This is a genomic window from Pseudonocardia sp. KRD291, from assembly GCF_019263595.1.
In the GTDB taxonomy this organism is placed as follows: Bacteria; Actinomycetota; Actinomycetes; order Mycobacteriales; family Pseudonocardiaceae; genus Pseudonocardia.
The window spans coordinates 1-12734 of the sequence record NZ_JADQDD010000183.1 but is presented as its reverse complement, the minus strand read 5'-3'; the positions used below and the strand labels follow the sequence as shown (position 1 = coordinate 12734).

Here is a 12734-nt window from a genome sequence, read left to right as displayed (position 1 = left end):
GGTGAACGACGAGCGGTTCATGAACGGGTCCCGGCGGATCGGGGTGCCGCAGCGGCGGCAGGCCCGGTCCGCCTGCCCGTAGACGTTCAGGGACCGGTCGAAGTAGCCCGACGCCCCGTTGACGTTGACGTAGAGGGCGTCGAACGACGTCCCGCCCTGCTCCAGCGCCTCGGCCATCACCTCGGTCGCGGCGTCGAGCACGGCGCGGCCCTGCGCGCGGGTCAGCGCCGCCGTCGGGCGGGTGCCGTGCAGGCGCGCGCGCCAGAGCGCCTCGTCGGCATAGATGTTGCCGATCCCGGACACGACGGTCTGGTCCAACAGCGCACGCTTGACCTCGGTACGGCGGCGGCGCAGCGCGGCCACCGCCTCGTCGGGCGAGAACGCGGGGTCCATCGGGTCGCGGGCGATGTGCGCGACCGGCTCCGGGACCAGTCCCCCGCCGGCTGCCTCGGCCAGCGGGTGCACCGAGAGCCCGCCGAACGTGCGCTGGTCGACGAAGCGCAGCTCCGGGCCGTCGTCGTCGAAAGTGATCCGGACCCGCAGGTGGGTCTCGTCCGAACGGCCCGGGTCGGCGACGAGCATCTGGCCGCTCATCCCGAGGTGGGCGAGCACGGCGTCGTCACCGGGGGACGGCCCGGGAGGAGCGCCGGGGGAACGAGCATCGGCGCTGCCACCGGCGTCGGCCAGGTCGAGCCACAGGTACTTGCCGCGGCGGCGGGCGGCGTGGATCCGGCGCCCGACCAGCCGGGCGGCGAAGTCCTCCGGCCCGGGCAGGTGCCGGCGCACCGACCGCAGGTGGCCGACGTCGACCCGCGCCACGGTGCGGTCCAGCACGTGGTCGGCCAGACCACGGCGGACGACCTCGACCTCGGGAAGCTCGGGCACTCTCGGTCCGGTTCTCCGGGCTCGGGGGCTCTCAGCGCCCGGGCGAGGAGCCGGAGGCGCCACCACCGGGCGCGAGGCTGGGTGCGGCGCCCTCGGGCGACAGCTCCCGCCAAGCCAGCTCGGCGGCTTTCTGCTCGGCTTCCTTCTTCGTCCGGCCGACCCCGGTCCCCAGGTCACGGCCGCCGACGACGGCGGTGGCCGTGAACATCTTGAGGTGGTCCGGGCCCTCCTCGTCGATCCGGTACTCCGGCACGCCGTGCCCGGCGGATGCGGTGAGCTCCTGGAGACTGGTCTTCCAGTCCAGGCCCGCGCCCAGCAGCGGGGCGGTGTGCAGCAACCCGGCGAACAGCCGGTGGATCAGCTCCCGGGACACCTCGAGGCCGTGCTCGAGGTAGACGGCGCCGAGCAGCGCCTCGGTGGCGTCGGCCAGGATGCTGGCCTTGAGCCGGCCGCCGGTGAGCTCCTCGCCGCGTCCCAGGTACAGGTACGCGCCGAGGCCTCCCGGCAGCTGCTCGGCCACCCCGGCCAGCGCGTGCATGTTGACCACGCTCGCGCGGAGCTTGGCCAGCTGGCCCTCGGGCAGGTCCGGGTGGTCGAGGTAGAGCCGCTCGGTGACGACGATGCTCAGCACCGCGTCGCCGAGGAACTCCAGCCGCTCGTTGGTCGGCAGCCCGCCGTTCTCGTACGCGTACGAGCGGTGGGTCAGTGCCAGCGTGAGGATCGGCTCGCCGAGGTCCACGGCGAGCGCGGACAGCAGAGGGCCCCGGTCCCGTGCAGGACCGGTGACGCTCTTGTCACCCACTGCTGAGGAGCGCTCAGGCCGGACGGGTGACCTGACGGCCGTCGTACTGGCCGCAGGTGGGGCAGGCGATGTGCTGGAGCTTGGGCTCCCGGCACGCGCGGTTCGAGCAGGCGACGAGCGTCGGTGCAGTGGCCTTCCACTGCGACCGGCGCGAGCGCGTGTTCGATCGCGACATCCGGCGCTTGGGTACGGCCACGGCTAATCTCCTCGAGCAACGTTGAAAACTGGCGGTCCAGCCGGACTGTGGTCAGTCCGTGGAGGGCAGGCGCTCTTGGAGCGCCGCCCAGCGAGGATCCAGTGTCTCATGCCCGTGGTCGGGCGCGAGATCCACCCACTTCTCCCCGCACCCGGCGCACAGACCGGGGCAGTCGGGCGAGCACAGCGGCGCCAGCGGCAGGTCGGTGACCAGCGCGTCGCGGACCGTCTGGCCCAGGTCGAACTGCTCGTCGACCAGGCGCGGGACCTCGTCCTCGTCGGTGGTCTCCTCGGTCGCCGACTCCGGGTAGGCGAACAGCTCGCCGAGTGGCTCGACGAGGTCGAGGACGACCGGGTCCAGGCAGCGCGAGCACTCCCCGACCAGCTGGGCCGACGCGGTACCCGAGACGTAGACGCCCTCGGTCACCGACTCCAGGCTCAGGTCCAGGCCGACGTCGGTGCCGTCGGGCACGGTGAGCACGCCGACGATGCCGATCGCCTCGTCGCCGGTGGGGGCGGGCACGGCCCTCTGGACCGTGCGTCGGGTGCCGGGGCGACGGGCCAGCTCGCGGGTGCTGAACACCCACGGGTCGTTCTCGTCGAGCCGGGGGGTGCTCCTGTGATGCGTGTTCATGACCCGGACCAGGGTACGCGTCACGGGCCGGCGGGGTCACCGCGCGGCGCCGCACCCGCGATCCCCGGGCCCCCGGCGCGGGAGCGCTTGTGACCCCCTGCGCGGGAGCGCCTATGAACTACGCCCGTTGCGGACGTCGAACGCGTCCGCGATCTGGGCCCCGAGCTCGAGGAACGCGTTGCCGGTGGCGGGGCGCAGCCGGGACAGGTCGACCCGTCCGCCGGTGGCCAGGTGCGGGTCGTGCGGGATCTCCACCACGGCCCGGACGCGGCTGCGGAAGTGCTCCCGGATCCGGGCGCCGTCGACCTCGGAGCTGGACCGGTCGCAGGACAGCACCACGATCGCGTCCCGCGCCAGCTCGCCGTGCCCGTGCGCGACGAGCCAGTCCAGCGTCTTGCTGGCCCGGGACGCGCCGTCCACGGTGGGCGCCCCGACCACGACCAGGCTGTCCGCCTGGCCCAGCGTGCCCTCCATCGCCGAGTGCACCAGACCGGTGCCGGAGTCGGTGATGATGATGTTGAAGAAGCGGCCCAGCAGCGCGCAGACCCGCTCGTACTCGTCCTTGCGGAACGCGTCGCCCGAGGCCGGGTCCTGCTCGGAGGCCAGCACCTGCAACCGCCCGGCGAGGCTGGTGTAGCGGGAGACGTCGGTCCAGGAGGTGATCTTGTCCAGGTCGTCGAGCAGCTCGCGCACGGTGACCCGGGAGTCGCCGGTGAGCCGGTCGGCCAGGGTGCCGGCGTCCGGGTTCGCGTCGAGCACGACGGCCCGGTCTCCGCGGTTCTCGGCGAGGGTCAGGCCGAGGCAGGTGGCCACCGTGGTCTTGCCGACCCCGCCCTTGATCGAGGTGACGGCCACCCGGTGCGCCCCGGCCAGCGGCGCGCGGATCCGGGCCAGCAGCGCGCCGCGGGACTCCTCCGCGTCGCTCGGCCCGGGGTTGACCCGGCCGCCGGAGACCTCGTAGAGCAACCGCCGCCACCCCTCGCGCGGGCGGGCGGCGCGGGGCCGCAGGACGGAGTCCTCGTTGAGCTCGGTCGATCCGTCCGAGGGCCGTGCCGTTGCCATCTCGCCTCTCCCCACCGCGTCGCCGGTCTCGGCGTGTGCCTGCGCGCTCCGCGGCCCGGGGCCGTCCGGCACCGCCCTCGGTGGGACCGGAGGACCTTCGAGGCGGTGGCCGTAACGCTGCCACCAGGTCTCCGGGTCCGGCTCCACCTGCCGTGCCATCGCCGCAGACTATTACGCCGGATGCGTCCGAGTCACCGTGTGACCGGCACCACACACCGGGGTGTCCGCCGTGGAGGGATCCGGAACCCCCGACCGTCGCACTCGTTGTGCCCGTGGGCCGCGACCGGACGTCGCGGCGGCGGGGAGGGGTCGGTGCCGGTGTCCGCATCCGCGCGCCGGTCGGGCGCGCTCGGGCTGTGCTGCGCCGCGAACGGGCTGCTGTTCCTCGACGTCAGCACCGTCAACGTCGCGCTCCCCTCGTTCCAGCGCGGGCTCGGGGCGGGACCGGAGGACCTCTCGTGGATCCTCGCCGGCTACATCCTCACGTTCGGTCTGTTCCTGGTCCCGGGCGGGCGGCTCGGCGACGTACTCGGCCGGCGTGCGGTGTTCCTGGCCGGAGCCGCGCTGTTCGCGCTGTTCAGCATCGCCGCGGGCCTGGCCACGACCCCGCAGTGGCTGATCGCCGGGAGGTTGCTCCAGGGCGCCGCGGGCGGACTGCTGGCGCCGCAGCTCGTCGGCCTGATCCAGCAGATGTTCGACGGCCGCGAGCGGGCACGGGCCTTCGGGGTCTACGGCGCCGTCACCGCCGCCGCGACGGCGCTGGGCCCGGTGCTGGGCGGAGTCCTGATCGACCTCGGCGGCCCGGACGACGGGTGGCGCTGGGCGTTCTTCGTCAACGTCCCGGTGGTGGCCGTGATGCTCGCCGCGGCTCCCGCGCTGCTCCCCCGGCGCGGGCCGGAGCGCACCCGGCGCTCGCTCGACGTCGTCGGGTCGCTGCTGCTCGGGACGGCGGTGTTCGCGGTGCTGTTCCCGCTCGTCGAGGCCGGGGACGGTGCGCCCCGGTGGAGCGCCGGTGCCGGCGTCGTCGTACTCGGGCTGTTCGTCGCCTGGGAACGGCGCTACCGGGCCCGCGGGCGCGAACCCCTCCTCGGGCGCGAGGTCCTGACCAGCCCCGGCTACCGGCCCGGTGTGGTGATCGGCAGCGCCTACCTGGCCGGGTCGACCGGGATCTTCCTGGTGCTCACCGTGTACGCCCAGCAGGGTCTGGGCTACACCGCGCTAGCGGCCGGTCTGGCCTCGGTGCCCTACGCCCTGGGCTCGGTCGCCGGGGCGCTGGCCGGCGGACGCCTGGTCGGGCGCGACACCCGCGCCGTCGCCACGGGATCCGCAGCGATGATCGTCGGCCTGGCCGGCACGGCGCTGGTGGTGTGGCGCGCCGGCGGCCCGCTGACCGGTGTGTGGACCGCGCTCCCCCTGCTCGTCGCCGGCCTCGGCAGCGGGCTGGTGATCACCGCGAACCAGGCGCTGACGCTCGCGCACGTCCCACCCGCGCACGGTGGCACCGCGGCCGGCCTGCAGCAGACCGCGCAGCGGATCGGGTCCGCCGTCGGGGTCGTGACGACCTCCGCGGTGTTCTTCGGCCGGCTGGACGCCCCCGGCCCCGGCCCCGGCCACGGCCACGGCTACGGCTACGGGACCGCGGCCGCGACCGGCCTGCTGGCCGCGGCCGCGTTCGTCGTCGTGGCGCTCGGGGTCGCACTGCTGGGCCCGGCCCGGCGCCTCGCCGAGCAGTGACCCGGCAGCCGGTGAGTCGACGGCCGGCGGCCCGTGACCTCGCCGATCAGTCGTCGGTACCCAGCAGGCGGCGGCGCCAGCGCGGGTCGATCGCGGTCCGGTCGAGCAGCACGAACAGGATCGCCGCGGTGGGGCGCTCCACCCCGGGGGTGATGGCCGGCGGGCCACCGATCTCGGCACCCAGGCTCAGGTAGCCGCGCAGCAGCGCGGGCAGCGCCGAGGGCGACGGGCGTGCGTCCCCCTCACCCACGGTGGCGGGCCGGTGCGGGGTGACCCGACGTTCCGGCGGCGAGAGGTGCCGGCGACGCACCGACGCCCAGGCCCCCGGCGACATCGTCGCGTCCGGGCCCAGCGGCACGTCGCCGTTGCCGAGGATCCACCGGCGCCCGGAGAGGATCAGGTAGCGCCACATGCCGGCCCAGACCAGCGAGAGCACGGCACCGCTGCGGTGGTCGGGGTGCACGCAGGCCCGCCCGACCTCGACCGCGTCCCGGCGCACGTCGCCGAGCGCGGACAGGTCGAACAGGGTGTCGGAGAACAGGCCCCCGACGTCGGCGGCGCCCTCCGGGGTGAGCATCCGGTAGGTACCGACGACCTCCCCGGTGGCGTCCTCGCGGACGACGACGTGGTCGCAGTACTCGTCGAACCGGTCCACGTCACGGTCCTCGCCACCGGCCGTGCTGCCGACGAAGCGCAGGCCCTGTTCCCGGACGAAGACCCGGTGCCGCAGGCGCTGGGCGGCGTCGGTCAGCTCGGGGTCACGGGTGGCCACGACGCTGTAGCGATCGGACCCGGCCAGCACGCGGTCGAGGACGGGAGACGGTGCGGCGGCAACAGTGTTCATCTACGGATCTCCGGGGGTCGGACGGGTGTCTCGATGATCGACATCGGGCTACCCGGCCCCGCCGGAGGTAAAAGGCGTGTGACGCCCGGGGTGGCGGAGGTCTCCGCCGGCTCAGTCGATCAGGTCCATCCCGGTGCCGGACCGGCCGCTGAACTGCGCCTGCTGTTGCTGCTGCTGCTGGTACTGCTGTTGTTGCTGCTGCGGGGCCCCGTTGCGCCAGATCTGGCTGCGTCCCCGGCTGATCGTGCCCAGCGCGCCGTTGAGCGCGTTCTCCAGCTCGCCGAGGGTGGAGTCGACGTAGGCGTCGCACTCGCGGCGCTGGCGGTCCGCCTCGGCGTGCGCGCCGTCGACGATCCGGGCGGACTCGCCGTGTGCGGCGCGCACCACCTCGGACTGGGTCACCAGGCGGGCCTGCTCGTTCTGCCCGTCGGCGACCAGGCGGTCGTGCGCGACCCGCCCGGCGTGGGTCATCCGCTCGGCCTCGTCGCGGGAGCGGTCGGTGAGCTCGGCGTACTGCCTGCGGCCCTCGGCGACGGTGCGCTCGGCCTCGTGCCGGGCCTCGGCGAGGGTGCGCGCGGCCTCCTCCTGCGCCTCGGACACCAGACGTTCGGCCTCGGTCCGGGAGTTCTGCAGCGTCTCCTCGGCCTCCGAGGTCGCCGCGGAGCGGGTCTCCTCGGCCTCCCGCTCGGCGTCGGCGACGACGTCGTCACGCCGGTCGAGCACGTCCTGCGCGTCGTCCAGCTCGCCCGGGAACGCCTCCCGGACGTCGTCGAGCAGCTCCAGCACGTCGCCGCGCGGCACGACGCAGTTGCTCGTCATGGGGACGCTGCGCGCCTCCTCGACGATCGTCACCAGCGCGTCCAGCGACTCGAAGACCCGGTACACGGTCCTGATCCTCTCACCGTCGCCGACGGGGCCCCGGTATTCCGCGGGCCACCGCGTGTCAAGCTCCGCACCGGGTGAGCGCGGGCGGGGTCAGCGACGCTCGGCCAGGCGCTCGACCAGTCGGGTGTGCACCTTCGGCGGCAGGAACCCGGAGATGTCGCCGCCGCCGCGCGCGACCTCCTTGACCAGTGAGCTGGACACGTAGGCCTGGCCCGGCGCCCCCGGCAGGAAGAGCGTCTCGACGCCGGTCAGATGCCGGTTCATCTGCGCCATCGGCAGCTCGTAGTCGTAGTCGGTCGCCCCGCGCAGTCCCTTGACCATCGCGGCCGCGCCCCGCTCGCGGCAGTAGTCGACGACCAGGCCGGAGAACGCCTCGACCCGGACGCCGGGCAGGTCCGAGGTGATCTCGACGAGCATCGCGACCCGCTCGTCGATCTCGAACATGCCCTCTTTGCGCGGGTTCACCAGGATGGCCACGTAGACCTCGTCGAACAGCGCCGCGGCCCGGCGGATCACGTCCAGATGGCCGACGGTGGGCGGATCGTAGGAGCCGGGGCACACCGCGCGGCGAGCGTCGGACATGCCGCGCAACCTATCAGCCGGTGATCACCGGCCCGCCCTCCGCGGTGTTCGTCCACGCCGGATCACGAGGGCGCGTGGAGGCCGGGGGGCGCAGCCGAATGCGTGCCGACGTGCAGGACGGTGTCGCCGTAGCGGCGGTCGCGGAGCCCCTCGATGCCGGACGGCCAGGGGAACGGCTCCTTCGAGCGGGCGCGTTCGACGACGACGACGGCCCCGTCGGCCAGCCATCCCCCGGCCGCGGCCGCGGCCAGCCACCCGGCGACCTCGGCGTCGGGCACGGCGTAGGGCGGGTCCACCAGCACGACGTCGAACGCCTGCTCGGACTCCCGTCCCAGCACCGACCCGGCAGGCCCGGTCACCACCCGGCCCCCCAGCCCGACCTCGGCGACGTTGCGCCGCAGCACCAGCGCCGCACGCCGGTCGGACTCGACGAACACCGCGTCCAGCGCGCCGCGGGACAGGGCCTCCAGCCCGAGCGCGCCCGACCCGGCGCACACGTCGAGCACCACGGCGCCGTCCAGTCCGGGGTCGTGCTCCAGCGCGCTGAACAGGGCCTCGCGCACCCGGTCCGAGGTCGGCCGGGTGCCCGAGGGCGGCACGGCGAGCCGCCGGCCACCGGCCCGCCCGGCGATCAGCCGGGTCACTCCAGCTCGACCAGCAGGTCCCCGCCCTCGACCTGCTGCACCTCGCCGATGGCCAGGCGCGACACGGTCCCGGAGCGGTGCGCGGTGATCGAGGCCTCCATCTTCATCGCCTCGATCGTCGCGACGGTCTGGCCGGACTCGACCTTCGCGCCCTCGTCGACCTGCAGCGTGACGACACCGGCGAACGGTGCCGCGACGTGCGCGTCGTTGCCCTTGTCCGCCTTCTCCGCGGCCTTCACATCCGTCGTCACCGACTGGTCGCGGACCGACACCGGGCGCAGCTGCCCGTTCAGCGTGGTCAGCAGCGTGCGGTAGCCGCGCTCGTCGGGCTCGGAGACGGCTTCGAGCTCGATTAGCAGCGAGACGCCCTGCCCGAGCCGCACGGTGTGCTCGAGGTCCTCCTCCAGGCCGTAGAAGAAGTCCTTGGTCGAGAGCACCGATGTGTCGCCGAAGCTCTCCCGGTGGCTCTCGAAGTCGCTGGTCGGGCCGGGGAACAGCAGCCGGTTCAACGTCGCGCGACGGGCGGCGCCCCCGTCCTGTCCGGACATCAGACCGCGGCGGTCCTCGATGCTCAGCACCGCCGACTCCTTCTCCGGCGAGCGGCCCTCGAGCGCGCGGGTGCGGAACGGCTCCGGCCAGCCGGCGGGCGGGGCACCCAGCTCGCCGCGCAGGAACCCGATCACCGAGTCCGGCACGTCGAAGCTCGCCGGGTCCTTCTCGAAGTCCGCCGGCTCCACGCCGGCCCCGACCAGGTGCAGCGCCAGGTCGCCGACGACCTTCGACGACGGCGTCACCTTCACCAGCCGTCCCAGCATCCCGTCCGCGGCGGCGTAGCAGTCCTCGATCAGCTCGAACCGGTCGCCCAGGCCCAGCGCGATCGCCTGCTGGCGCAGGTTGGACAGCTGCCCGCCGGGGATCTCGTGGTGGTAGACCCGGCCCGTGGGCGAGGCCAGCCCGGACTCGAAGGGCCGGTAGACCTTGCGCACCGCCTCCCAGTACGGCTCCATGTCCCCGACCGCGGCCAGGGAGAGCCCGGTGGCCCGCTCGGTGTGGTCGGTCGCGGCCACCAGGGCCGAGAGCGAGGGCTGGCTCGTGGTACCGGCCATCGAGGCGATGGCGCCGTCGACGGCGTCCACCCCGGCGTCGATCGCCGCGACCAGCGTCGCGAGCTGGCCGCCCGCGGTGTCGTGGGTGTGCAGGTGCACCGGCAGGTCGAAGCGCTCCCGCAGCGCCGTGACCAGTGTCCGTGCCGCCGGCGGGCGCAGCAGACCGGCCATGTCCTTGATCGCCAGGACGTGCGCGCCGGCGTCGACGATCTGCTCGGCCAGGCGCAGGTAGTAGTCGAGGGTGTAGAGGTCCTCGGCCGGGTCGGACAGGTCGGCGGTGTAGCAGAGCGCGACCTCGGCCAGCGCCGTCCCGGTCTCCCGGACGGCGTCGATCGCCGGGCGCATCTGGGAGATGTCGTTGAGCGCGTCGAAGATCCGGAAGATGTCCATCCCGGTCTGCGCGGCCTCGGCGACGAACGCGTCGGTCACCTCGGTCGGGTACGGCGTGTAGCCGACGGTGTTGCGCCCGCGCAGCAGCATCTGGGTGCAGATGTTCGGCGCGGCCTCGCGGATCGCGGCCAGGCGCTCCCACGGGTCCTCGGCCAGGAACCGCAGCGCGACGTCGTAGGTCGCGCCGCCCCAGCACTCCATCGAGAGCAGCTGCGGCATCGACCGGGCCACGTGCGGGGCCACGGCGGTGATGTCGCGGGTGCGCACCCGGGTCGCCAGCAGCGACTGGTGGGCGTCGCGGAACGTGGTGTCGGTGACGGCGACGGCGGTCTGTTCGCGCAGGCGCGCCGCGAACTTCTCGGGCCCCAGCTCACGCAGCAGCTGCGCGGAGCCGGACGGGGCGTCGGCGTCGAGGTCGACGTCGGGCAGCTTGTCCGCCGGCTCGACGACCTGGGGCCGCTCACCGTTGGGCTTGTTGACCGTGACGTCGCCGAGGTACTGCAGGATGCGCGAGCCCCGGTCGGCCGACGGGCGCGCCCGCAGCAGCTCGGGGCGCTCCTCGATGAAGCTCGTGGTGACCCGCCCGGCCTGGAAGTCCGGGTCCTCCAGGACCGCGGCCAGGAACGGCAGGTTCGTCGCGACGCCGCGGATCCGGAACTCGGCGATCGCCCGTCGGGCCCGGCGGGCGGCGTTGGCGAAGTCGTGACCGTTGCAGGTGAGCTTGACCAGCATCGAGTCGAAGTGCGCGCTCACCTCGGCGCCGACGTGCACGGTGCCGCCGTCCAGGCGCACCCCGGGCCCGCCCGGCGAGCGGTAGGCCGAGAGCGTGCCGACGTCGGGGCGGAACTCGTTGGCCGGGTCCTCGGTCGTGATCCGGGTCTGCATCGCCGCGCCGGTGCAGGTGATGTTCTCCTGCTCCAGGCGCAGCTGGGGCAGCGTCATCCCGGACGCGATCCGCAGCTGGGCGATCACCAGGTCCCGGTCGGTGACCTGCTCGGTGACGGTGTGCTCGACCTGGATCCGCGGGTTCATCTCGATGAAGTGGTGCTGCCCGCGCTCGTCGAGCAGGAACTCCACCGTACCCGCGTTGACGTAGCCGATCTCCTTGGCGAAGTTCACCGCGTCGGTGCAGATCCGCTCCCGGATCTCCGGGTCCAGGTTCGGCGCCGGGGCGATCTCGATGACCTTCTGGTGGCGGCGCTGCACCGAGCAGTCGCGCTCGTAGAGGTGCGCGACGTTGCCGTGGGCGTCGGCCAGGATCTGGACCTCGATGTGCCGCGGGTTCACCACGGCCTGCTCCAGGAACACCGTCGGGTCGCCGAACGCCGACTCGGCCTCGCGCATCGCGGCCTCCATCGCGTCCCGGAGCTCGTCGCGCTCGAAGACCCGCCGCATCCCGCGCCCGCCACCACCGGCGACGGCCTTGACGAACACCGGGAAGTCGATCCCCTCCGCGGCGCGCATCAGCTCCTCGACGTCGTCGGAGGGGTCGGAGGACTCCAGCACCGGCACGCCGGCCTCCCGGGCGGCGGCGACCGCACGGAACTTGTTGCCGGTCAGGTGCAGCACCTCGGTCGGCGGGCCGATGAACGTGATCCCGGCGTCCGCGCAGGCCCGGGCCAGGTCCGGGTTCTCCGACATGAACCCGTAGCCGGGGTAGACGGCGTCCGCGCCGGCCTTCGTCGCCGCGCGGATCACCTCGTCGACGGAGAGGTACGCGCGGACCGGGTGCCCGGGCTCACCGATCTGGTAGGACTCGTCGGCCTTCGCCCGGTGCAGCGAGTTGCGGTCCTCGTACGGGAACACCGCGACCGTGGAGACCCCCAGTTCGAAGGCGGCCCGGAACGCCCGGATCGCGATCTCACCTCGGTTGGCCACCAGCACCTTGCGGAACATCGCTCTCCTCGACATCTCGACCTGCGCCGTCGGGGCGACCCGTCGTCCCGGGCCGTCGTCCCCGGTCTTCGGCGGACGCGTGATCGTCGCACGCGCGCCCGCGCGACGACCACATCTGAGGCCCGACCACCCGTCCGACCGCACCGCCGGCACGCGTTTTCCGGCTAGCTTGGAGAGATGACACGGAGCCGTCCCCGTCGTCCGGCCGACCGCGGGCACCTCAACGCCTACGGGCGACACGGCCACGGGCGCGGCTACTCGACGGCCGGCGGGACGGCCGTGCGCGAGACCCACTGCGCCGAGCGGCACGACCGGAGACGGGAGCGACGGATGCGACGACGGCACGGGCGCCACGGCGGCAACGTCCTGATGGTCGTGCTCGGCGCGTTCCTCGCGGTCGCGGTCGTCACCGGGGTCGTGGTGTGGGCGGTGGTCAAGCTGATCCCGTACCTGTTCCTGGCGGCCCTGCTGGCCGGCGGCGTCGTGCTGCTGCGGCGTTCGTTCCGGCGCTCCCGGGCCGTCGACACCGGGCCGGGCACCGCGTCCGCGCCGTCCCCCGAGGTCCCCCTGCAGGCGTGGCGGCGGGCGAAGGCCGACTTCGACCGGCTGCGCGTCGAGTACTCCGCGCACGAGTGCGACCCGATGCAGGTGCTGCGCCGCCCCGCCCTGTCGGACGTGTCGGTACCCAGCACCGCGCGGTTCGTCGACGCGTTCGCCGAGGCGCAGTCCCTCGACACCGACAACCACCCGGGCGCGCCCTACGACGCCGCCTTCACCGTCGCCGTCGCGAAGGCGAGCCGGGCGTGGCAGGCGGCGCTCGACGCGGCCGACCGGATCCGCCTCTCGGGCGTACCGACCCACGAGCGCGGGTCGATCGAGCGGGTGCTCAAGCTGCTCACCACGGCCCGCGACTCGGACTCCGAGCACGAGCGCCTCGTCGCCTACTCCCGCGCCCGCTCCGAGCTCGACCGCCTCGACCGGGCCGGCGTCGTGCACCTGCCCCGCACCGCCCGCGCCGCCGTCGACGAGGCCGCCCGCGGGGCCCTGCCCGGCTGAGGCTTCCCCACCTCGCAAC

Annotated in this window: 12 protein-coding genes; 2 read left to right on the top strand and 10 right to left on the bottom strand. The window is 74.0% G+C overall.

Annotation, left to right across the window (positions count from 1 at the left end):
- The 5 genes from mutM to I4I78_RS21995 form a co-directional block, all read right to left on the bottom strand.
- The coding region (gene mutM, locus I4I78_RS22015; protein ID WP_218613361.1) for a bifunctional DNA-formamidopyrimidine glycosylase/DNA-(apurinic or apyrimidinic site) lyase at window positions 1-885 on the bottom strand (885 nt) is incomplete at its 3' end.
- Window positions 886-916: 31 nt separating this feature from the next.
- A complete protein-coding gene (rnc, locus tag I4I78_RS22010) occupies window positions 917-1687 on the bottom strand; it encodes a ribonuclease III (protein WP_218613360.1) in 771 nt (256 codons plus the stop codon).
- 13 nt (window positions 1688-1700) lie between these two features.
- Entirely contained in the window at window positions 1701-1883 is a 183-nt protein-coding gene (gene rpmF, locus I4I78_RS22005) for a 50S ribosomal protein L32 (protein WP_093336954.1), read from the bottom strand.
- A 51-nt stretch (window positions 1884-1934) separates the two neighbouring features.
- Entirely contained in the window at window positions 1935-2516 is a 582-nt protein-coding gene (locus I4I78_RS22000; RefSeq protein ID WP_218613359.1) for a DUF177 domain-containing protein, read from the bottom strand.
- 111 nt (window positions 2517-2627) lie between these two features.
- The gene (locus tag I4I78_RS21995; RefSeq protein WP_218613358.1) at window positions 2628-3578 is read right to left on the bottom strand and encodes a MinD/ParA family protein; all 951 of its coding nucleotides are present in this window, start codon (window positions 3576-3578) and stop codon (window positions 2628-2630) included.
- A gap of 312 nt (window positions 3579-3890) precedes the next feature.
- Here I4I78_RS21995 and I4I78_RS21990 point away from each other — a divergent pair, with 312 nt between their 5' ends.
- Entirely contained in the window at window positions 3891-5312 is a 1422-nt protein-coding gene (locus I4I78_RS21990) for an MFS transporter (protein WP_218613357.1), read from the top strand.
- Between the two features lie 46 nt (window positions 5313-5358).
- Here the strand turns inward: I4I78_RS21990 and I4I78_RS21985 are convergent, their stop codons facing one another.
- The 5 genes from I4I78_RS21985 to I4I78_RS21965 all read right to left on the bottom strand — a co-directional run bounded on the left by I4I78_RS21985 (window position 5359) and on the right by I4I78_RS21965 (window position 11659).
- Window positions 5359-6156, bottom strand: a complete 798-nt coding sequence (locus I4I78_RS21985) for a GNAT family N-acetyltransferase (RefSeq protein WP_218613356.1) — start codon at window positions 6154-6156, stop codon at window positions 5359-5361.
- A gap of 111 nt (window positions 6157-6267) precedes the next feature.
- Window positions 6268-7041, bottom strand: a complete 774-nt coding sequence (locus tag I4I78_RS21980; protein WP_218613355.1) for a DivIVA domain-containing protein — start codon at window positions 7039-7041, stop codon at window positions 6268-6270.
- A 90-nt stretch (window positions 7042-7131) separates the two neighbouring features.
- Entirely contained in the window at window positions 7132-7623 is a 492-nt protein-coding gene (gene coaD, locus I4I78_RS21975) for a pantetheine-phosphate adenylyltransferase (protein WP_218613354.1), read from the bottom strand.
- 62 nt (window positions 7624-7685) lie between these two features.
- Entirely contained in the window at window positions 7686-8267 is a 582-nt protein-coding gene (gene rsmD, locus I4I78_RS21970; protein ID WP_218613353.1) for a 16S rRNA (guanine(966)-N(2))-methyltransferase RsmD, read from the bottom strand.
- Window positions 8264-11659 (bottom strand): pyruvate carboxylase, encoded by a 3396-nt coding sequence (locus I4I78_RS21965; protein ID WP_218613352.1) that lies wholly within the window; start codon window positions 11657-11659, stop codon window positions 8264-8266. Before I4I78_RS21965 ends, rsmD begins: the two co-directional genes overlap by 4 nt.
- Window positions 11660-11836: 177 nt before the next feature.
- Here I4I78_RS21965 and I4I78_RS21960 point away from each other — a divergent pair, with 177 nt between their 5' ends.
- On the top strand, window positions 11837-12715 hold the full coding sequence (locus I4I78_RS21960) for a hypothetical protein (protein WP_218613351.1): 879 nt from the start codon (window positions 11837-11839) through the stop codon (window positions 12713-12715).
- The last annotated feature ends 19 nt before the right edge of the window (window positions 12716-12734 follow it).

What these genes read in the sequence shown, in the direction of transcription:
- I4I78_RS21965 (WP_218613352.1), bottom strand. Translation starts at nt 11,659, where the DNA reads ATGTTCCGCAAGGTGCTGGTGGCCAACCGAGGTGAGATCGCGATCCGG.
- coaD (WP_218613354.1), bottom strand. Translation starts at nt 7,623, where the DNA reads ATGTCCGACGCTCGCCGCGCGGTGTGCCCCGGCTCCTACGATCCGCCC.
- I4I78_RS22000 (WP_218613359.1), bottom strand. Translation starts at nt 2,516, where the DNA reads ATGAACACGCATCACAGGAGCACCCCCCGGCTCGACGAGAACGACCCG.
- I4I78_RS21995 (WP_218613358.1), bottom strand. Translation starts at nt 3,578, where the DNA reads ATGGCAACGGCACGGCCCTCGGACGGATCGACCGAGCTCAACGAGGAC.
- I4I78_RS21985 (WP_218613356.1), bottom strand. Translation starts at nt 6,156, where the DNA reads ATGAACACTGTTGCCGCCGCACCGTCTCCCGTCCTCGACCGCGTGCTG.
- I4I78_RS21960 (WP_218613351.1), top strand. Translation starts at nt 11,837, where the DNA reads ATGACACGGAGCCGTCCCCGTCGTCCGGCCGACCGCGGGCACCTCAAC.